A 19435-nucleotide genomic window follows, 5' to 3' on the forward strand; every position below is an offset into this window, starting at 1 on the left:
ATTCAGTTAGATGTTCAAGTGGACGCCTTTTCCTTTCATTCGCTTCAGCATTTTTTTGGGAATTGGAATTATTCTCTTTGATTTCTCTCCGGAACTTTGGGAATATTCGGTAAGTGTGTTGACCATGCTACTGATCAGTTTTCTGGCCCTGATCATTTGGAGTAACCGCGATAATTTCTACAATAAAGCCATGCTCAATGGCTGCTGTGCTTTTTTGTTGGTAGGCTACATGGGTGGCTTGATCGCCAAATACCACAATCAAAACCTTCATCCTAAGCATTATTCACATATTACGCAGATCGATGCATTTTCGGGAAGCATTTCCAGTGGCGTATTAGAGAAGGAAAAATATTTCAGGTACGAAGTAACGATCGATGAAATCCGGACCGAAGATTCCATTCAATCTGCTACCGGGAAAATTCATTTTTATTTGAAGAAACCCGTTCAAGAGAATCCTGCATACGGTGACCGGATTTTTGTAAGAGGCAATCTGTCGCCGATTCCACCTCCCATGAACCCAAGTGAGTTTGATTATGCTAGTTACATGCGCAGAAATCAAGTGTTCTCGCAAACATTTGTTGCCGCTGACCGCATGAGCATTGTCGAAAGAAATCAAAAATTTTCTATTGTGAACTTTAGTCTGGAAGTCAGAGAATGGGTCCGCCAGGAGCTACAAGCTTACTTCCCAGATGCGGGTGAACGACAAATTGCCATGGCACTTTTGGTCGGGGTAAAGGACTACTTGGATCAGGACATGAAGAAGGCTTATTCTACGGCCGGAGCCACCCACGTGTTGGCGGTATCGGGTTTGCATGTGGGGATCATTTATGTCTTCATCAGTTTTCTGATGGGCAAACTACAATCCAATCGTACGGGGAGATACCTGTTTATGGTGATCGCCATTGCTGTTATCTGGTTGTATGCGTTGGTGACGGGGCTGTCTGCCTCTGTTTTTCGCGCGGCTTGCATGTTTTCGATCCTAAGCATTGCCGATGCAACCAGTAATCGAAGGAATATTTTCAATTCATTGGGTATTGCTGCTTTTGTGCTGCTTATTGTGAATCCTCAGTATTTGTTTCAGGTAGGGTTCCAATTGTCATTTTTGGCGGTATTGGGGATCGTTTACCTGTTTCCCAGAATCTATGGCCTGATCAAAGTCAATAACTATGTGCTGGATAAAATTTGGGGTATATCCAGTGTTTCACTGGCAGCCCAGATCAGCACGGCACCCCTGTCCTTGTTCTACTTTCATCAGTTTCCTACCTATTTCCTGATCTCCAATCTCATTGTAATTCCTGCTGCTTTTGTGATCCTGTTGGTTGGGTTACCGATGTTGGCCATTGGTACTTTTTCTACTACAGCAGGAAGTGTCCTGGCTTGGGTGCTAAGCAAGCTCATTTGGTTACTCAATACCCTGGTTCAAAACATTGAGGCATTACCAGCTAGTAAATTAGATTGGTTAATGTCGACGCCTTTGGAGACTTTTCTGATTTATTTGGCGATGATTGGTGTTTTTTGGACCTTTCAATATCGTACTTTCTCGAGTTTTGCAGTTGCTGCAGGCTGCCTCTTGCTGTTTTTTGGTTCAAAGACGCTGCATCAATATCAAACACTGCATAAAGAAGCGTTGGTCATTTACGAATTGAAGGACCAATTGGCGATTGATCTGGTAGCTGATGGCCATGCGCAACTGGTAGTTCGAGACAGCATTGAAGACCTCAGTTTATTGAAATTTCAAATTGACCCCAATCGGCTCAATGAAGGATTACTGCCTATCGAGAGCGATTTGGTTTCATTTTCAGAAGTTTTTGACGGAGAGCAGATTCAGGGAATGGTGTGGAAGGGATTGCGGGTTTTATATATTGGAGAACGATTAAACAATCACAAGATTGAACAACCTATTCAAACGGATATCCTGCTGGTTTCCGGGAATGTGATCAATGAAGAGCAGTTACTGAAATTTAAATTTGACCACTTGGTCTTTGATGGCAACTGTAGTGGTTGGTACCTTAGGAAGATGAGAAGTTTCTGCGAACGTCAGGGTATTGAGGCACACTTCATTTCACAAGATGGTTACTGGGCCTATGATTTTTCAAATGATCGCGTGATATGAGTCTCGTCCCTCTGGACATATTGAAAAAATATTGGGGCTATGAGGCCTTTCGGCCTCTACAGGAGGATATCATCCAATCGGTATTGGACGATCAACCAACGTTGGCCTTATTACCAACCGGAGGAGGGAAGTCTATCTGCTTTCAAGTACCAGCCATTGCACTTGAGGGACTGTGTCTGGTGATTTCTCCGCTCATTGCACTGATGCGTGATCAAGTGGATCAACTGGAAGATCGGGGGATCAAAGCCAAAGCCTTGTATTCTGGCATGTCCAAAAAAGAACTTGATATTACGTTAGATAATTGCATTTATGGGGAGGTGAAATTTCTATACGTATCACCAGAACGATTGCAATCCGATCTTTTTTTGACAAGAGCACGGCAGATGAACTTTTCGATGATTGCCATTGATGAGGCGCATTGTATCTCACAATGGGGGTATGATTTCCGTCCGCCTTATTTGCTGATCAAGGACTTCATCGATGAATTTAGTATCGGGAAAGTCCTGGCATTGACTGCTACAGCGACCAAAGAGGTTAAGTTGGATATCACGGAGCGCCTTGGCATGAAAGAGGCGCAGGTTTTTAAGAAGAGCTTTGCTCGTAAAAACTTGTCCTATTCGGTCTTTCATGTAGAGAGCAAACTAAGAAAAATGCTCGAGATCCTTCATAACGTACCTGGAAGCAGTGTGGTTTACGTCAGAAGTCGTAAACGTACGGGTGAAATTGCCAGAATACTTTCTGATAATCGGATTGCTGCGGATCATTACCATGCCGGTTTGTCTCCTGATGACCGTGCCGATAAACAGGAAAAGTGGATCAAAGGAAGTGTTCGCGTGATGGTAGCAACCAATGCTTTTGGGATGGGGATTGATAAACCAGATGTGAGGTCTGTGATCCATCTGGATATCCCGGATACCTTGGAAGCGTACTATCAGGAGGCGGGTAGGGCCGGTCGGGATGAAAAGAAGGCCTATGCGGTGATGCTGATCCATGAATCAGACAAAGAGGTCTTGCTGGAAAGGATCGAGAAGTCCCAGGTGTCATTGGAGTTATTGAAACGCACGTATCAGGCGTTATCCAATTTCTATAAGCTGGCAATAGGTAGCTTACCAGAGAGTAGCCTCGATTTTGATATGGAAGAATTTGCCAATACCTATAATCTGACACCACTAGATACTTACAATGCACTGAGCAGGCTGGAAAAGGAAGGATTGATTCAGATGAATGAAGGATTCAATCATGCTTCCAGGATCATGATCCGTCTGCAGAAAGAAGACCTTTACCGCTTTCAGGTATCACATCCACAGTTGGACCTTCTAATCAAAGGTATTCTACGGCTGTACGGAGGAGAACTTTTCAGTCAATATGGGAAGGTCTCCGAAAAAGAGTTGGCAAAAATGCTCAATAGCAATCCAAGGGAGATCAAGGGCCGATTGAAGATGTTACATCAATATGAAGTAATTGATTATCAATCAGCTGCGTCCAGAAGTCAACTGACTTTTTTGGTGCCCAGACTGGATGTAAATGCCTTACCCATCGATGGCAAAGCACTGGAAGATCGGAAAAAGTTGATCCTTGGCAAGGCCCATAAAGTACTGGACTTTATCAATGATCAGAAGACTTGCCGAACCCGGATGTTGCAGGCTTATTTTGATGAAATTACGGATGAGCACTGTGGTGTTTGTGACTATTGTGTAAACCGAAAAAAGCGGAATCAGATCTTACTGGACCCCAATGAGTTGTATCAGCTGGTCAAAACAGGAGGTAGCATCAAGCTGCAGGAAGTAATGACTCAGAAGAAAGTTGCCATGGAGGATGTACTGGATGCGGTCAGGCCCCTAATCGAGGAAGATCGAGTCAAACTTGATGGGGATGTAATCAACATAAAACCAACCTGAAAATGAAAATACTTAAGATTGTTCTTGCTTGCCTGACGCTGATCATAGGCTTTGTCATTTATACTATTCAGTCTACGGGTTTCTTTCGAACCATCGAGAACCGTTTTGACGGTAACTATTTGAAATCCATTGATATCGTGGGAGCGGAGGACATGCAAATCGATTATGAGGAAGGATTTGTACTGATATCCTCTGATGACCGTGCCGACCGTAGAGATGGCAATCCAGGACGTGGTGCGATCTACAAAATGGACCTGAATGACCTAGTATTGGAACCTCAAAGATTACCCAGTACCTACCGGGGAAAATTCAATCCGCATGGCATTTACATGAAAAAGCTAAGTGACTCGGTTCATAGGCTGTGGGTAGTCAATCACGTTCGATCTGTGCATTCTATTGAGGTGTTTGATCTGCGAAATGATTCATTGATGCATTTAAGAAGCCATCGAGATGCTACGATGATTTCTCCCAATGATGTAGTTGCGTTGGATGCAGATCGGTTTTATTATACGAACGATCATGGAAATGTGAAAGGCTTTTCCAGAATCCTGGAAGATTACGGTGGATTAAGAGCGAGCAATGTTGGGTATTTCGATGGAAAAGAATTCAGACAAGTAGCTGATGGTATTGCCTATGCTAATGGTATCAACTATGATTCAGACAGGAACTTACTTTTTGTCGCCTCTCCTAGAGGGTTCCTCGTAAAAGTTTATAATGTACTGTCCTCGGGTGATTTGGACCATATTGAGGATATAGACTGTTCAACCGGAGTGGACAACATTGCTTTTGATGAACAAGGTAAAATATGGATAGGGGCTCATCCAAGCTTGTTGGATTATTCCTCTTATTCGCAAGCCAAGCGCGAGATAGCCCCTTCTGAGATCATTACCATCGATTATCGAGGAGAGTCAGATTACGCAGTGGAGAGTATTTATCTGGAGGAAGGAGCGAAGATGTCTGGTGCTACGGTGGCTGTGCCTTATAATAACTTGATCTTTGTGGGTAATGTAATGGATGATCATTTTTTGGTACTGCAGCGAGATTGATCCTATCAAGGCATAAAAAAAGGTAGTGACCTTTTGGGCCACCACCTCTATTCGTTTAACCTAGTTAGCTACTTGATCAATACAGGAATTCGAGAGCAACAACGTCAAAGTTGCTAAACTCACCGTCAACACCGCTGTTAAAGCAAGCCAACATTAAAGAGTTAAGGTCAGCACCTGTAGGAGTTCCTGGGATGTGGATTGCTCCTACACCAGCAGAACCTTCATTTCCACCTGAACCACAAGAGATAGAACGGTCGAAATAATCCGTGTGACGTAGACCAAGGCAGTGTCCGATCTCGTGTCCGATCACGTGCTCGTTCACGTTCGTGCTGAAGCTGTTAGTTCCAGCATTGATCTGAACCCACTTGTAAGGATTGCCACCGCTAGGGAAGCCTGCGCTACCTCCTCCACCAGAAGCACCATTGTTGTACACAACAATATCCGCATTGGTAGAAGCCTGGAAAGACAAAGTGAAGCTAAGTCGCAGGTTCTCTCTGTTGTAGTTGTTGATCGCCCACTGCAATCCAGTTCTCATTCTGGATGTCAAAGCGAATCCTGACCCTGTGTAACCAATCACACTTATTGTTCTTGGAAGGCCAGTAACCAGGTTAGAGGTTCGGTACTGCTCACCATTTGGGAGCTCTAATAAACCATCAACAGTGTTCAATGTTGCAGTCATTGCTGCTAATTGATCGAAAGTGATCACAATGTCACCTTCCAGCAAGTACGCATCATATACATCGGAGAATCCGTCAAAGTGATTACCACTTTTGGTGAGCTCGATATCAGAAACGTCAAATCCCAAGTTGGTGAATTGTGTCTTTACCTCAGTAGAAATCTCAGGTAATTCAGGCACAATTTCCGACTCAAGACCGTCCTGCGTACATGATGTGAAAATGAATACGGCTAATGCTAGGAACATAGCATTCCGCAAAGTTAAGTTTAACTTAAGCATAAAAATTAAAGGTTGATTTTATGCTTGTAAAGTAGTCAAAACATCTATATTTCAAAATAAAGTCATTTAGGAATTTTATACTTATCGATTATACTTATCATGACAATTATAAAATTATCTACTGATTTTTCAATATAATTAAGAATTATATATGGCGTATATTTAATGCGTAGTTGTTGGAAAAGGCGTTTGGAAATGATATTCCTTATAAAATATTGTTGTGGATTTTTAACACAAAGGCTAAACAAAGTCTCCTTATTGTATGTTATGTGCTTCTTTTTTTCATCATGGTCGGGCGTAGCCCAAGAAGCTGATATTGAGTTAAGGACTAATCATCAAAATAACGTAGATCCTGTTCGTGTCAAGAAGGTTCATGGACGCAACCTTAAGTCCAAAAAACTTATCGTTTACTCTGCTTTGCCAGAGCATACCATTAAAAAAATAAAGTCAAAAGGCCAGAAAGTTACAAGATTGGGAAAAGGCTACTTGCGGTTGCCACCTGGCTTTGACCCAATAGATGAGTTGCTCGCGTGGAACGAGATAACCTATATAGGATATGAGTCTTACATAGCCAAAACAGAAGCCGTGGTACTTGATATGAACCTTAATGCCAATGGTTTCAATGTGATGAAACAGGAATTTCCTGAATTATCAGGAAGCAGCCAGCATATTTCTGTTCAGGAACTACGATTTTCAGACGAAGATATTGATCTGCTGGGTAGGACCATCTATCCCGAAGAATCAGATCCCCGGACTGATGACCATGCCACACAAATGGCGACCATCATTGGAGGAGCAGGCAATTCGTTGATTTCTGGTTTGGGAGTGTTGCCGGAAGTAACCTTGGTTTCCTCTGGTTTTGATGAGCCGACTCCTGATCAAAATTCATATTACGAGGATTTCGATATTCAGGTGCAGAACCATTCATATGGTACGGCGATTGAAAGTTTCTATGGTGCTTTTGCTCAGTTATTCGACATCAGTGCCAATGAAAATCCAGATTTACTGCACGTCTTTTCATCTGGTAATAGTGGGCAAGGAGTAGCTGAAGATGGTGTCTACGCTGATTTGAGCGGTTACGCTAACCTGACGGGCAATTACAAGATGTCGAAAAACGCACTGGTAGTCGGTGCGGTAGATACCGTCGGTCGAACCAATGTTTTTGTTTCCAATGGCCCCGCTTACGATGGTCGGGTCAAACCAGAGGTAGTGGCGTATAGTATATTCGGTTCTTCTAATTCTGCGGCGATGACTTCCGGATTGGCTGGTGCATTACAAGAGAAATATCAAAATGATCATGGGGTACCAGCTTCTTCATCGCTGATCAAAAGTGCGATAATCACCGCTGCAGATGACGCAGGTAGTCCCGGTCTCGATCACAGGACAGGTTATGGTAGTATTGACGCGGCTGGTAGTATGCGGATCATCTCAAAAGCGCAATTTCTGGAAGACCAGCTTGAAGTAGGAGCGGAGGATCGTTTTGAGATCAATGTACCAGAAGGAGCGGTTAATTTAAAAGTGACCCTGGTTTGGAATGATCTTGCAGCGGAGGCAGGAGTAGATAGAGCATTGGTCAATGATTTAGATCTGCGGGTTGCTCAAGAAGATGGAGCGGTAACTTTGCCATGGGTGTTGAACACAGGTGCTTCCATGGAAGCCTTATCTGCGCCTGCTATACGAGGAGAAGATCATCTGAATAATGTAGAACAAGTAACCATCAGTGATCCGCAGGGGCCTATAACCATTCATGTTTCAGGTAATTCACTCGTCGGTGAACAATCCTACGCACTGACCTACGAATGGGAACTTGTTGATACGTTCGAGTGGCGGTATCCGCGAGTCAATGACTTCATGCCATTTAATGGGGAATCAGATGGTTATTTTAGATGGAATTCAACCTATTCGACGAATGCCGGAGAGTTATCTGTTTCTTATGACCGTGGAAATACCTGGCAAGTCCTGAATACTGAAGTGGACCTGGATCAAGGTTTATGGCGATGGACCTCCCCGGATACGGTGACCATTGCCTTGGCCAGGATGCGTTTTGATGATCAGTTTTTCGAGACGGATCCCTTTGTGATTGGACCCATTACTCAGCCATCTGTAGGCTTTGATTGTGGAGATTCTTCTTTATTGCAATGGCCCAAAGCTGAAGCAGCGACTAGCTATCAGCTATTCGAATTGATGGGTAATGCGCTGGAACCTTTTGCTGAGGTCAGTGACACCCTATTTGTGATCAATGATCAGGAGATCAATTCTGGAATTTATGCCGTCAGACCTATATTAGGTGATGGCAAACCTGCCCTGAGGAGTGGGGCTTTTGAATTGGATCGGTTGAGCATTGGCTGTTATTTTAATTCCTTCTTTTCTGAAGTATTGCCTGATGAAGGAGTCGGACTTATCCTGCAATTAGGATCTACTTACGAAGTGGATCAAGTCGTTTTTGAAAGGTTGGAAGAGGATCAATTTCAGCAACTAGCTCAACAAGATGAGGTGCTCAATTTTACGAACGTAGTGGATACAACACCTGGGCAAGGACTTAATCGATATCGAGCGGGGATTGTATTCAAGGATGGGCGCACCCTCTACACCGATACAATTGCTACGTATTTCCTTACGGAAAAGAAAGTATTGGCCTTTCCTAATCCGATTCATCAAGGAGAAGACCTAAATGTATTTACACGGGTTTTTCAAGATGGAGATTCTCCGGTATTTGAGTTGATGGATGCGCAGGGTAAGGTCCATATCAAATGGTCAATTGTACTGGAAAGTGAAAGTATTCCTTTAGGAGAACTCCCGCCTGGTCTCTATTTCTATCGTGTTTCCGGGTTGGGAAGTGATGTAGGAGGTAGGATCGTGGTGAGGTGATGTAATTCGCATCACTATTGATCAATTCTCGTTAAATTGTTCCGTATTTACAACCCATATTTTGATGAAAACCCCTCTTAACCGACGAAAATTTATAAAAGCCGGAGCAGTAGCCGCTGCGGGTGCTATGATTGTTCCCAGACATGTGCTCGGCGGGCCAGGATATATCGCTCCGAGTGATAAGCTCAATCTTGCGGCGATAGGAGCAGGAGGAAAGGGGTTTGGAGACATCAGAAATGCCTACAACGAAGGAAAAGAAAATGTGGTAGCCTTATGTGATGTCGACTCGAAACAAGCTGGAAGGTCAATCAAGATGTGGCCGGACGCTACATTCTATTCAGATTTCCGGCGTATGCTGGAAGAAAATAAAGACATAGATGCGGTAACGATTTCTACTCCGGATCATACGCACGGTGTTGCCGCAATGGCTGCCATGCAATTAGGTAAGCACGTTTATGTGCAAAAGCCGTTGACTCATAACATCAAAGAAGCGCGTATGCTTACCGAAGCGGCTCGTGAATACAAGATCGTTAGCCAGATGGGCAACCAGGGAGCTTCCCATCCGGGGCAGGTACAAATGCGGGCCTGGTTTGATTCCGGAATCATAGGAACGGTGGATCGTGTGGAAGCATTCACGAATCGTCCGGTATGGCCACAGGGAATTCCAGTTCCAAAAGAAGCAATGGAGTTACCCGGCCATCTGAGTAAGGAGGATTGGGATTTATTCATCGGTCCGGCAGACTATGTGGATTACCATCCCTTGTACCATCCGTTCAAATGGCGAGGTTGGTGGAATTTTGGCACTGGGGCATTGGGTGACATGGGTTGTCATTTGATCGACCCGGCTTTCAAAACATTGGGATTAGGTTACCCTACGGAAGTAGAATGTAGTGTCGGACAAGTCTATACCAGAGACTGGGTGCCGGAATACATTCCGGAAGGTTGTCCGCCTTCCTCCCGGATCCAACTCAAATTTCCAGCAACTGATAAGAACGCTTCTGATGTGACACTCGTGTGGTGTGATGGCGGAATCAAGCCCTTTATTCCTGACCTTGTTCCATCGGATATGTCCTTGTTTGGTGGAGGAAATAATGGAACCATGCTCATAGGAACGAAAGGTATCATGACCTGTAACACCTACGGCCGTGATCCAAAGGTCTTTTTAAACTCTGGTGAGATCCTGGAAATGTCCAAAGATTTCGGTCAGGACAATCCCTATGCAGGAATGCCAGAACTTGGACATCAGGTCGCCTGGACGGATGCCATCAAAGCAGGATTTAACAGTAAAGAACATCAGGCACTCACTTCTTCTTTTGACTATGCCGGCCCATTGACGGAATCCGTATTGATGGGAAATTTGGCCATTCGTAGCTATCAATATGGAACGCTTAATAAGGATGGCGGCCGAGATTATAACGGTAGAATGAAGTTGCTTTGGGATGGAGAAAATATGAACATCACCAATTTCGAAAAAGCGAATGATTTTGTCGGTAGGAAATACCGTGCAGGTTGGGAGCTATGAGATAATGGCCTGGATTTTGTAGTTTGGTCTATAATTGAAGAACAGGTTATGAAAGCTTATCTATTTATCGCATTGTCTTTTTGGTCAGTCCAGGTATTCGGCCAGGAAAAGTCTAAACCTTTACTGCATATTTCGGGAGAATCGACGATCTCCGTAAAACCCACACTTGCTGTGATCACCATGACTATCCGGTCATCAGGTGCTACTTATGCCGGGACAGTCGAAGAATTGACAGATCGGATCGATGTGCTCACAGAAGTACTCAAGGGTGTGAAATTCAAAGAGCAAGAGATCTTTACTTCCAACTTCGCCATCGATAAGAATTATGTCTATGTACAGGGAGAGCGTAAGGAAAAAGGCTTCAATGGCTTGCAAACCCTCAAAGTCCAATTCAAGCAGGACAAAGAGCGTTTAGTTCAGGTATTAACAGCTGCTGCAGGTAGCAATGCTAACCCAGAGATTGCTGTTTCCTTCGATTTAGATGCAGAACAGAAAAAAGAGGTCAAAGACGAATTGATCCGTCAGGCAGTAGCTGATGCAACAGCCAAAGCTGAATTGATCGCTACCCAGGCCAATTATCAGATTGCGGGTATCAAAGAGATCCGTTATGGGGTAGGCTCTGCCAATGTTCCCGGAGGTCCTGTTTACGCAAACTTCAGAGCAGAAAGTGCCTTAGCAGCAGACGTCTCCAACTTCGAAGCGGCAGATCTGAGTTTTTCTGACTCAGTTAATATCGTTTTTGTGATAGAGGGGAGGTAGTTAAACCTCCTCCACCAGCTGCCCTGTTGCAAGTACTTTAGAAACCTCTGCAAACGTGCTCTGTCCGCGATCTTTGAGGTACCATTTCTGCATTTCTACCTGGAATTCCTTGTAAGGAGGTTTGTTGGGATCATTTCTCCATGAATCGTACAAGGTTTGTGCGTCGACCGGTCTTGGCCCCCAGGTGCCTAACACGTCCAGTGCCTCATTAAGAATGATCAATTTAGGAATAGACCTTCCTCCCCGAGTTAGGAATTGATCCATCAGCTGATCGTTTTCATCACGCAGAACCAACCTGAATGTAATATTGGTATTGACATCCGCCAATTTGTGCAACAAAGGTAGACTTTGAGCAGCATCGCCACACCAGCTTTCCGTAAGCACCAACCACGTCTGAGGTTGATCAATCTCCTTGATTTGCTGAGCAATATTCTCAGGTAAATTCACCGTCTTGTTCAGTCTACGCGACCGCTGTGCATTGAGTTTGGTATAGTAGACCAGGTCCTCATTTTGTTTTGGACCTGTGGTTTTTTCTTCTACCACCAATTGCTCGATGAGTCTTGTATAATCTTCATAACTAACACTCTTTGCCAGACTGTCTTTGATCAATGATTTGAGTTGCTCGACTTCCATTTTCAATTCCTTTATGCAAAGGTATACTTAAATAGAACATTAAAAGTTACATATTATTTGAATTTTTATTCACAACTCCAATTTATCAGTCTTAATCTCTCACAAACCATTGATTTCCCCAGATACCTGGGACACTTTTAAGTGCGCTTCCATCGCTCATATCGTAAATTAACGTGGAATTATTTCCAGTTGTACTGGCGATAAAAGTCCATCCTATTCCCGAGCGAAAGACAATATTGTTTCTTTTTGGTTTCGTATGCTGATGAATGATAGGGACGATCTGAGCATAAACTTCACCGTTCAGGATGGTGACCATTTGTGCGTCGGCAAAGTGTTCCGCTTTTTTCGATCCTTCACCCATTTTCCATCCAATCCGGACTTGTTTTCCTTTTCGAACTGCCTCAATCAAAGCCTCCTTGGATCCCTCGATTTTAAATCCATCTTCGTCATGCGCGTAAATGAGTTGCATTTGTCCTTGTGTTGTGGTTGCACAATGCAATAATGAACAGAAGAAGATAAATAGTGTTGCTGTCTTTTGCATATCTGCTTGTTCTGTGTATATCAGCTATCATCTACCAATATGCATGCCGATTTAGCTTGCGTAAGCCTTTAAATAAAAAAGCTCCTCATTGCTAAGCAATAAGGAGCTTTCCAAAGTGTTTTTTAACCTTAGGTTCAGCCTTCTTCAGGATCCAGTTTGTAGCTGATCGGTACCATCAAACGGGTTCGGACTACTTTTCCATTGATTCTGCCAGGTTTCCATTGTGGGCTTCCGGCAATTACTCTCACTGCTTCCGCATCCATGCTTTCTTCCACACCTTTCACGGCTTGAACGTCTGAAACAGTTCCATCCTTGTTGATGACGAAAGACACATATACTCTTCCCTCATAGCCGGCTTCACGAGCTGATTTGGGATACTCCAGCGTTGAACCTACGTATTCATAAAATTTCTGGATTCCGCCTTCGTATTCAGGTTCATCATCTACAATCTGATAAACTTCACCTTCAGATTTGCTCATTTCCATGACCACATCATAGGCCGCATCGTCTTGAGAAAGGATAAGATATTTGGTGTCATCTTCATCCACTTCCATGAACTGGGCGAATTTTGCTTGTGAAACCAGCGTCTCCAGTTTCTTCTTGTCGACCGTTTCTGAATGAAATTCCAGTACCGAAAAATCGGCCCCGGTTTCGTGCTTCAGTTTTTCGAGTCGTTGTTGGACTGCCAATGGATAGTCAACAACGAGACTGGCATTGGCTGAAATTTCCTGTACGTCCTGCTCTAGTTGTTCTGAGCATGAAAATACGAGAACTACTGTGGCTACAAGGGTACCTAGTACCCCTAATTTCCACTTACTTATGATTTGCTTCTTTGCTTGCATTGCTTTTAAGCGTTTCAATAGGGTGCCATGATGAAACGAACTGGCCAGGCTCATATTCACCGATGACAGGGCATTACCAATTAGTAATTTTTTATAATATCCGGCATCTGCATGCTTCATGGCATAGGCGTCTGCCTGGAATTCATGTATTAATCTTAATTCTTTCAATACCCACCAGGAGGAGGGAAGCCACCAGAAGAAGACCCGGAACAGGTTCATCAGCAGGATGTCAGCTGTATGTCTGTGCAGGGTGTGACCTTTTTCGTGAAGTACAATCAATTCTTCCCGATCCCGACCGATGAAGATCCAGTTAAAAAAGGAAAAACTTGGATTTTCCTCTCGTTGTAACCAAACGGGGATTCCGTAAAGGGAGGACCGGCTACTTTTTTTCAAATTTCTCGAGATGGATCCGATGGCCAGGATGAAATACCCCAGGAATACTACGGAAATCAGACCGATCACGTGTATCCATTCAAATTGGTAGCCGGAAGTAAAAGCCACTAAGTCAGAAGTTTTTTTACCATTAATAAGAATGGGTTCCAGGGTATTGATGGCTTCCGAAACAGAGGGTGTATTGCTTGCTGGGAGCAAGGGGATATCCAAAAATGGCACGGCAACAGCTGCCAGAGTTGATCCGATCAGGAAATACCGACGCAATTGGTATTGAGTTTCCTTTCTTAGCAGAAGCAAATAGATCAGGTACAGCGACAAATGGATGAGTCCGGCTTCTATGAGGTAAGTGATCATTTTGGTTCGTCGTTTTTGATTTCTTTCAATATTTCTTCCAATTCCTGTACCGACAAGTCTTTCTCTTTTGCAAAGAAGGAGACGACCTGCTGATACGATCCGCTGAAGTAACGGGAGATGAACCCCTTCATGAAGTTCTGACTGTATTCCTGTTTGGTGATCACCGGAAAATAGCGATGACTCTTACCAAAGGCTTCATGTCCTACAAATCCCTTTTGCTCGAGGATTCTTACGATCGTTGAAACGGTGTTGTAAGCAGGTTTGGGTTCTGGCATCTTTTCGATGATCTCTTTCACAAATGCTTTATCGAGTTGCCAGAGCACTTGCATGATTTCGTCTTCGGCCTTGGTAAGTTCTTTCATTGTATTAAAACTAATAACTTAGTTTCAAAACTAATGCTTTAGTTTAAAGTAGCAAAGTATTTGAACTAATTTTTTAGTTTTCATCGAGAAATGGACCTAATTAGCTCAATTTTTTGATTTATTTCGAGGAATACGTGAGGGTGTAAGTATACTTTTTACCCGATTTGCTTTTCTGTAATTGTAATACGAGTAGTTCGGGGGCCACTTCCACTACCTTATAGATGGTATTGTGGCCATCAGTGCAAAAAATCAGTTTTTTCTCCTCGTGGTACAAAGACCAATTGCCGGATTCGTAAACCTGAGCACTTTCCGGTTGGGCTTTACTGGCTCCTTCGTCAAAAGCGAAGGTTCCGTCTTTCTTAAAGATGATCACATCATCCAGATCAGAAGACATGAACTGATCCGTGACATCATTTGAATCTCCGTTTTCGTCCCAATTCATTATGGTGATATTGGTCTCGGTCCAAGGACGATCGATTAGAACTGCACTTTCCTGAGTTAGTTTAAAATTTAAAGTACAGATATTGTCATGTGTAGCTACCTGACGGGATTTACAAGCGATCAGCAGTATTGATAGGAGCAGTGCTTTTGAGATTGTTTTGAACATCAAAAAGAATTAAAACTAATGACTTAGTTGTAAACCTAATAATTTAGTTTGAGATCTTTAAGTCAGGGTATTAAGAATCTTAGCTTTTTAAGTTCTTTAATGATTCTATGCTTTAATTAATTAGGTATGGAGTAATTAATACTTATAATATTTGATAATTTATCATTATCACCTAATTAGTTAAATTATTATTAATCTTTGTGAGGAGAATATAAGAAATGGATATCGTTGATGCTAAGATCATAGAGCTGCTGATGGCCAATAGCCGCATATCGGGAGCAGACATAGCCAGAAGGGTACATCTTTCTTTACCAGCAGTAACGGAAAGGTTAAGGAAGCTGAGTGAAACGGGTGTGATCGAATCTTACACGGTGAAATTGTCCAATGATCACTTTGACTGGCGCCTGAAGGCGTTCATCAAAGTCTGGGTCGATCACGAGTTAGCAGAGAATATTGTTCAGGCAGTCACGGCATGTCCACCTGTTTTGGAATGCCATCATATTGCGGGAGATTTTGACTTGTTGTTAAAAGTATTGGTCAAAGACACCCACGAGCTGGAGTATTTCCTGACCAAACAGCTCAAGGTGATCAAAGGCATTTCCAGAACCAGTACGACTATCGTTCTGGATACTTATGTGGAAAAAATAAATAGAACTTCGAAAGATGAACCATCAGGAAATTGAAGCATTGATCAAAGGTTTCGAGGACGGAACCTGGCCAGCAGCTGAGTGGACCCATCACTGTCACATCTATATGGCGCTATGGTATTTGTCGAAAATGCCACTAGCCAAAGCTTCTTTTCAAATCAAAGAAGGGATCAGGCAATACAATGTGAGTCAGGGAGGGGAAAATACGGAAACTAGCGGGTACCATGAGACCATTTCTGAGTTTTACATCCGGATATTACAGTACTATATCGAACAAACGGATTTTGCCGCGGCAGATAGGCATTGGATTAAATTGAAAGATCAGCCTTTTATGGACAAGGATTTCCCTTTCAGATTTTATTCAAAAGATCACTTAATGAACCCGGAAGCAAGAGCGTTTTGGCAAGTGCCCGATTTGCTCCCCATTACGGCTTATGAAAATACTCTTCAAGCCTGACCCGAGCTGTATTTTGATCAATGTAATTGCCGTTATGTTGATCAGGCATGGTCTCTACGTGCAGCGTTTGCGTAGGGAATGCAAATTTCACTCCAAGATGTTCGGCTAGTTTTGCTACTTCCATCAATACTTCATGTCGAGCCCGTAATTCGTCCGGCCAGGTTGGTACCTCAAAGAAGATGTAGAACATCACATCCAATGAAGAAGCAGACATTTCATTTAGGTAGACATTATAGTAGTCTTTCCGCGTTTCAGGATGCTCATCCACGATTTTTCTTAATCCTTCTATAAAAGCGTCCAGCAGGGAAGGAGGCGTGTCGTATTGGACAGAAATGTTGGTATAAAAACGGCGATATTTTCGAAGCCCATGATTGTCAATGATCGCATCGGCCAGTTTCCCGTTAGGAATGTAGGTCAATGAATTGCGGAAAGTACGCACCCGTGAAGAACGAAATCCGACCTCTTCCACGTTTCCATCGACTTCTCCGGTGGTGATCCAGTCTCCGATTTGAAAAGGTTTGTCTACGAAAATCATCACGGACCCAAAAAAATTCTTGATGGTGTCCTGAGCTGCCAAAGCAAACGCAAGTCCTCCTATTGACAAACCGGTCAATACGGGAATGACGTTGATTTCCAGATTGTCCAGTACGAAGAGTGTTCCGATCGCAATGACGAACGTCTTTAGAGTCTTTCGCATCAAAGGGATCAGTTGATCATCCAGTGTGCCATCGGTCTTTTTCGCAAGCTGCTCGGTATAGAGTGCAAATACGTTGATCAGGCGATAGATGGTGATGGTCCCAAATAATGGGATCATGGCCTTGAGCACCAGAATGACATACTTGGAAATGATTGGAGGCAACAGCAGTACCGGGACTAATACTCCCAACAATAAAATGATGAACAACAGACTCAGTGGTTGTGCTACGGATTGAAGGAGCTTTTTAGCAAAGGTTCCGTAACCACTGTTTTTTAGAGCATTTGAGATCGCCTTCCTGAAAAGGAAGGTCATGATCTTGTGAAGCACCGTGCTCAATAACGCAAGGATCAGAATGCCAGCATATTGAAAAATATAAAGTCCAAAGAAAAGGTCATTGCCCTGTTTGGGAAAAAGAGAAATGATGCGGTCTGTCCCGAAACGGAATACTTTCTTGTGGATACGGTGAATGGTTTCTATCGAAGATTTAGGATAGATCCATTCGCTATCTTCTAGAACCAGATAGATGTCCGGATACTTTTTGGTTAATGCATATTGGTGTTTTTCCGATAAACTATCGAAATAGTCAGGTTTGGCGGGCAAAGATTCTACATCAATGTAGATCCCTTCTCCATCGAGTATTTGTTTGAGTTTGATGGCGGTCCACTGAGCTTTTTCCTTGTTTCCTCCATACTTGAGGTATGGTAAGGAAGCCAGTGAGTCATTGTACGTCTCAGGTTGGAGGTAATACAAATTGGTTCTGACACTCTGAAAAGGAGAGCCCAGGTAGCGACTGTTCTGGCCGAAAAGCTGGACGCTTTGGAGTATAAAGAAGATCAGGACCAGTGTTGTTCTCATAACTGCAAAAGTAAAACTTCAAATGCATCTGGTCCTTCGAATGCCAGGTAGACTGCTAATTCCGTTTTCTTTTCAAAATCAGGGAACTGATCAGTGTGACAATCAAGCCAACCGGGAAAATTTCCATGAACGTAAATCCCGCCATTACCAGTGGTTGTTCATACAATTCCTGAAAGGCCTTCATCTCATCGACCTTGGTCTTGAGTTCTTCTTCGCTCAGACCCTGAGCTTCTAATTGAGCAATCTGACCCTGGGTATACTGGTCTACAAAATCGGGCATGAAATTGGGATAATAGATCATCCATCCAACGACGTAGATAATGGAAGCAACCAATACAATGATCATGCCGTTGAAGAAGCCCTCCTTGAAGGATAACACGCCATCATTTTTATCGCGAAAAGATCTTAGCGCAAAGAAGACCGTGGATAGAGCGAGTAACATGAACGTGTACCCGATCAATTCGCCATACTTCATGTTCAGATCTTGATCTTCTCCCGCAATCGCCATCCAAAGGATAAATCCGAGAATCGTGATGACGCCAGCAATGGCTCCGTAGATAATGAATGATATTTTTGCTTTCATGATGATATGCGGTTTGTGTGAGTCATGGGTCAAAGAAGGTGCACAATCAGAATAAAACACTCATACCAAAGGGTGATTTTACGTTTTTGGTCCTTTTTGGTGAGTAGTATTATATGATCTGATGATCCCTCGCTTTCTGCACCGCCTGCGTCCTTCGCTGGACATTCAATTTGGAAAAAATGTTTGATAAATGTGTTTTTACTGTATTCAGAGAAACGAAAAGCTTATCCGCAATTTCTTGATTGCTGTGCCCATCAGCGATAAGCACCAGTACCTCCATTTCTCTTTTACTGAGGCCAAAGGATTGTCCTGCTTCTGCATTTGAAGTAGTGCCAGGCTTGGCTTTATTGAAATTAAGGAATCCAATCCATAATCCAACTCCGGTGAACAACAAAGCAATCGCCACGCTGAATACATCAGAAGATAATCGATGGATCACGGTTTCGTAGTTTAGCACTTGAAGCACCACAATGAGTACTCCCATGATCAGGCCGTAAATCACGAACTCCCGATTGAGTATAAATTTGTTTTTACGCTTCGTTTTCAAGGATTGACAAAATTCAGAACACTTCAAAAATATGAATCTGAGCGTTAAATTCGCTGGTATTCGTGTGCTATCTGCATAGTTTTATGAAACACATTGTTCAACTGAACATAATCGGAATTCTGAATCAATCACACAAATCATGAGCCCATTGAAGTGTATTAGTGCCTTGTTTCTTTTGATGATGTTAAGCTGCACTGATGGAGTGTCTTCTTACGAGACAAGTGGTGAATCTTCCATACCCAAGGGGGCTGTTGTTCATCCTTACGATGACCTGCCTGGTCGGTCAAGGGTAATGCTTTATCAGAATGGTAAAATTATTGGTGAAGGAGATTATCTAAATGGCCAGCCAGAAGGCGCCTGGACTGAATATGATCCTCAATCCAACGTTGTAGTGAAGGTGACCAATTATTTGGGAGGGAAGAAACACGGAGTGGAGCTGGTATTTGATGGACGCAATGGCCAGTTAAAATCCAAGCAGACTTACTATCAGGACGTGCTTCATGGGCAATTGTTGACCTTCAAATCCAGAAAGGTCGAGGAAGAGAAAAACTATGCCAGTGGGCAGCTGGAAGGTATGGCCCGAAAATTCTATCCCAATGGAAGTGTATTGGAAGAAGCGCCTTACAGCAATGGTGTTATTCACGGCACCGCCAAATGGTTTGATGAAAGTGGTAATCTGACCATTCAATATGAATATGAGAATGGCCAGTTCATCTCCGATACCACACCACCAAAAACGGAAGGGGAGTAAGCTAA

General features: G+C 43.2%; 18 protein-coding genes. 9 read left to right on the top strand and 9 right to left on the bottom strand.

The annotated features are described in order from the left end of the window. Positions 1-10: 10 nt before the first annotated feature. The 3 genes from R8G66_05395 to R8G66_05405 are packed head-to-tail and all read left to right on the top strand — an operon-like array spanning position 11 to position 5057. Positions 11-2113: a ComEC/Rec2 family competence protein gene (locus tag R8G66_05395; GenBank protein ID MDW3191774.1), complete on the top strand. Its 2103-nt coding sequence runs from the start codon at positions 11-13 to the stop codon at positions 2111-2113. Further along, entirely contained in the window at positions 2110-4011 is a 1902-nt protein-coding gene (locus R8G66_05400) for an ATP-dependent DNA helicase RecQ (protein ID MDW3191775.1), read from the top strand. Before R8G66_05395 ends, R8G66_05400 begins: the two co-directional genes overlap by 4 nt. A 2-nt stretch (positions 4012-4013) precedes the next feature. Next, positions 4014-5057 carry an SMP-30/gluconolactonase/LRE family protein gene (locus R8G66_05405; GenBank protein MDW3191776.1) on the top strand — a complete coding sequence of 348 codons (1044 nt, stop codon included), beginning with the start codon at positions 4014-4016 and terminating at the stop codon, positions 5055-5057. Between the two features lie 76 nt (positions 5058-5133). Here R8G66_05405 and R8G66_05410 read toward each other — a convergent pair whose 3' ends face one another. Then, positions 5134-5979 carry a M57 family metalloprotease gene (locus R8G66_05410; protein ID MDW3191777.1) on the bottom strand — a complete coding sequence of 282 codons (846 nt, stop codon included), beginning with the start codon at positions 5977-5979 and terminating at the stop codon, positions 5134-5136. Positions 5980-6483: 504 nt separating this feature from the next. Between R8G66_05410 and R8G66_05415 the strand changes: the two genes are divergently transcribed. From R8G66_05415 to R8G66_05425, 3 genes are all read left to right on the top strand, one after another. Beyond that, positions 6484-8880, top strand: coding sequence for a S8 family peptidase (locus R8G66_05415; protein MDW3191778.1), 2397 nt, complete (start codon positions 6484-6486; stop codon positions 8878-8880). A gap of 64 nt (positions 8881-8944) precedes the next feature. Then, the gene (locus R8G66_05420; protein ID MDW3191779.1) at positions 8945-10402 is read left to right on the top strand and encodes a Gfo/Idh/MocA family oxidoreductase; all 1458 of its coding nucleotides are present in this window, start codon (positions 8945-8947) and stop codon (positions 10400-10402) included. Between the two features lie 48 nt (positions 10403-10450). Then, entirely contained in the window at positions 10451-11161 is a 711-nt protein-coding gene (locus R8G66_05425; GenBank protein ID MDW3191780.1) for an SIMPL domain-containing protein, read from the top strand. Here R8G66_05425 and R8G66_05430 read toward each other — a convergent pair whose 3' ends face one another. From R8G66_05430 to R8G66_05450, 5 genes are all read right to left on the bottom strand, one after another. Further along, positions 11162-11794, bottom strand: coding sequence for a thioredoxin family protein (locus R8G66_05430; GenBank protein MDW3191781.1), 633 nt, complete (start codon positions 11792-11794; stop codon positions 11162-11164). 91 nt (positions 11795-11885) lie between these two features. Continuing rightward, a complete protein-coding gene (locus tag R8G66_05435; protein MDW3191782.1) occupies positions 11886-12335 on the bottom strand; it encodes a hypothetical protein in 450 nt (149 codons plus the stop codon). 134 nt (positions 12336-12469) lie between these two features. Next, the gene (locus R8G66_05440; protein ID MDW3191783.1) at positions 12470-13924 is read right to left on the bottom strand and encodes a TonB family protein; all 1455 of its coding nucleotides are present in this window, start codon (positions 13922-13924) and stop codon (positions 12470-12472) included. Further along, on the bottom strand, positions 13921-14286 hold the full coding sequence (locus R8G66_05445) for a BlaI/MecI/CopY family transcriptional regulator (protein MDW3191784.1): 366 nt from the start codon (positions 14284-14286) through the stop codon (positions 13921-13923). The genes R8G66_05440 and R8G66_05445 overlap by 4 nt, the downstream gene beginning before the upstream one ends. Positions 14287-14404: 118 nt before the next feature. Further along, positions 14405-14893, bottom strand: a complete 489-nt coding sequence (locus R8G66_05450; GenBank protein ID MDW3191785.1) for a hypothetical protein — start codon at positions 14891-14893, stop codon at positions 14405-14407. Between the two features lie 218 nt (positions 14894-15111). On the opposite strand from R8G66_05450, the gene R8G66_05455 reads away from it, so the two are divergent. After that, positions 15112-15576, top strand: coding sequence for an Lrp/AsnC family transcriptional regulator (locus R8G66_05455; GenBank protein MDW3191786.1), 465 nt, complete (start codon positions 15112-15114; stop codon positions 15574-15576). Beyond that, the gene (locus R8G66_05460; GenBank protein ID MDW3191787.1) at positions 15557-15997 is read left to right on the top strand and encodes a hypothetical protein; all 441 of its coding nucleotides are present in this window, start codon (positions 15557-15559) and stop codon (positions 15995-15997) included. Before R8G66_05455 ends, R8G66_05460 begins: the two co-directional genes overlap by 20 nt. On the opposite strand, the gene R8G66_05465 is transcribed toward R8G66_05460, so the two are convergent. The 3 genes from R8G66_05465 to R8G66_05475 all read right to left on the bottom strand — a co-directional run bounded on the left by R8G66_05465 (position 15966) and on the right by R8G66_05475 (position 18679). Beyond that, positions 15966-17549 carry a mechanosensitive ion channel family protein gene (locus R8G66_05465; protein MDW3191788.1) on the bottom strand — a complete coding sequence of 528 codons (1584 nt, stop codon included), beginning with the start codon at positions 17547-17549 and terminating at the stop codon, positions 15966-15968. The genes R8G66_05460 and R8G66_05465 overlap by 32 nt on opposite strands. A gap of 55 nt (positions 17550-17604) precedes the next feature. Continuing rightward, positions 17605-18132, bottom strand: coding sequence for a DUF4199 domain-containing protein (locus R8G66_05470; GenBank protein MDW3191789.1), 528 nt, complete (start codon positions 18130-18132; stop codon positions 17605-17607). A gap of 109 nt (positions 18133-18241) precedes the next feature. Continuing rightward, positions 18242-18679 (bottom strand): response regulator transcription factor, encoded by a 438-nt coding sequence (locus tag R8G66_05475; GenBank protein ID MDW3191790.1) that lies wholly within the window; start codon positions 18677-18679, stop codon positions 18242-18244. A gap of 139 nt (positions 18680-18818) precedes the next feature. Here R8G66_05475 and R8G66_05480 point away from each other — a divergent pair, with 139 nt between their 5' ends. Next, the gene (locus R8G66_05480) at positions 18819-19430 is read left to right on the top strand and encodes a toxin-antitoxin system YwqK family antitoxin (protein ID MDW3191791.1); all 612 of its coding nucleotides are present in this window, start codon (positions 18819-18821) and stop codon (positions 19428-19430) included. Positions 19431-19435 lie beyond the last annotated feature (5 nt).

Source organism: Cytophagales bacterium (assembly GCA_033344775.1).
Taxonomy (GTDB): domain Bacteria; phylum Bacteroidota; class Bacteroidia; order Cytophagales; family Cyclobacteriaceae; genus JAWPMT01.

Excerpts from the sequence above, each read along its gene's own strand:
- R8G66_05445 (MDW3191784.1), bottom strand. The coding sequence starts at position 14,286 with ATGAAAGAACTTACCAAGGCCGAAGACGAAATCATGCAAGTGCTCTGG.
- R8G66_05460 (MDW3191787.1), top strand. The coding sequence starts at position 15,557 with ATGAACCATCAGGAAATTGAAGCATTGATCAAAGGTTTCGAGGACGGA.
- R8G66_05430 (MDW3191781.1), bottom strand. The coding sequence starts at position 11,794 with ATGGAAGTCGAGCAACTCAAATCATTGATCAAAGACAGTCTGGCAAAG.
- R8G66_05465 (MDW3191788.1), bottom strand. The coding sequence starts at position 17,549 with ATGAGAACAACACTGGTCCTGATCTTCTTTATACTCCAAAGCGTCCAG.
- R8G66_05425 (MDW3191780.1), top strand. The coding sequence starts at position 10,451 with ATGAAAGCTTATCTATTTATCGCATTGTCTTTTTGGTCAGTCCAGGTA.
- R8G66_05405 (MDW3191776.1), top strand. The coding sequence starts at position 4,014 with ATGAAAATACTTAAGATTGTTCTTGCTTGCCTGACGCTGATCATAGGC.
- R8G66_05480 (MDW3191791.1), top strand. The coding sequence starts at position 18,819 with ATGAGCCCATTGAAGTGTATTAGTGCCTTGTTTCTTTTGATGATGTTA.
- R8G66_05470 (MDW3191789.1), bottom strand. The coding sequence starts at position 18,132 with ATGAAAGCAAAAATATCATTCATTATCTACGGAGCCATTGCTGGCGTC.
- R8G66_05435 (MDW3191782.1), bottom strand. The coding sequence starts at position 12,335 with ATGCAAAAGACAGCAACACTATTTATCTTCTTCTGTTCATTATTGCAT.
- R8G66_05395 (MDW3191774.1), top strand. The coding sequence starts at position 11 with ATGTTCAAGTGGACGCCTTTTCCTTTCATTCGCTTCAGCATTTTTTTG.
- R8G66_05455 (MDW3191786.1), top strand. The coding sequence starts at position 15,112 with ATGGATATCGTTGATGCTAAGATCATAGAGCTGCTGATGGCCAATAGC.
- R8G66_05420 (MDW3191779.1), top strand. The coding sequence starts at position 8,945 with ATGAAAACCCCTCTTAACCGACGAAAATTTATAAAAGCCGGAGCAGTA.
- R8G66_05410 (MDW3191777.1), bottom strand. The coding sequence starts at position 5,979 with ATGTTCCTAGCATTAGCCGTATTCATTTTCACATCATGTACGCAGGAC.
- R8G66_05440 (MDW3191783.1), bottom strand. The coding sequence starts at position 13,924 with ATGATCACTTACCTCATAGAAGCCGGACTCATCCATTTGTCGCTGTAC.
- R8G66_05400 (MDW3191775.1), top strand. The coding sequence starts at position 2,110 with ATGAGTCTCGTCCCTCTGGACATATTGAAAAAATATTGGGGCTATGAG.
- R8G66_05450 (MDW3191785.1), bottom strand. The coding sequence starts at position 14,893 with ATGTTCAAAACAATCTCAAAAGCACTGCTCCTATCAATACTGCTGATC.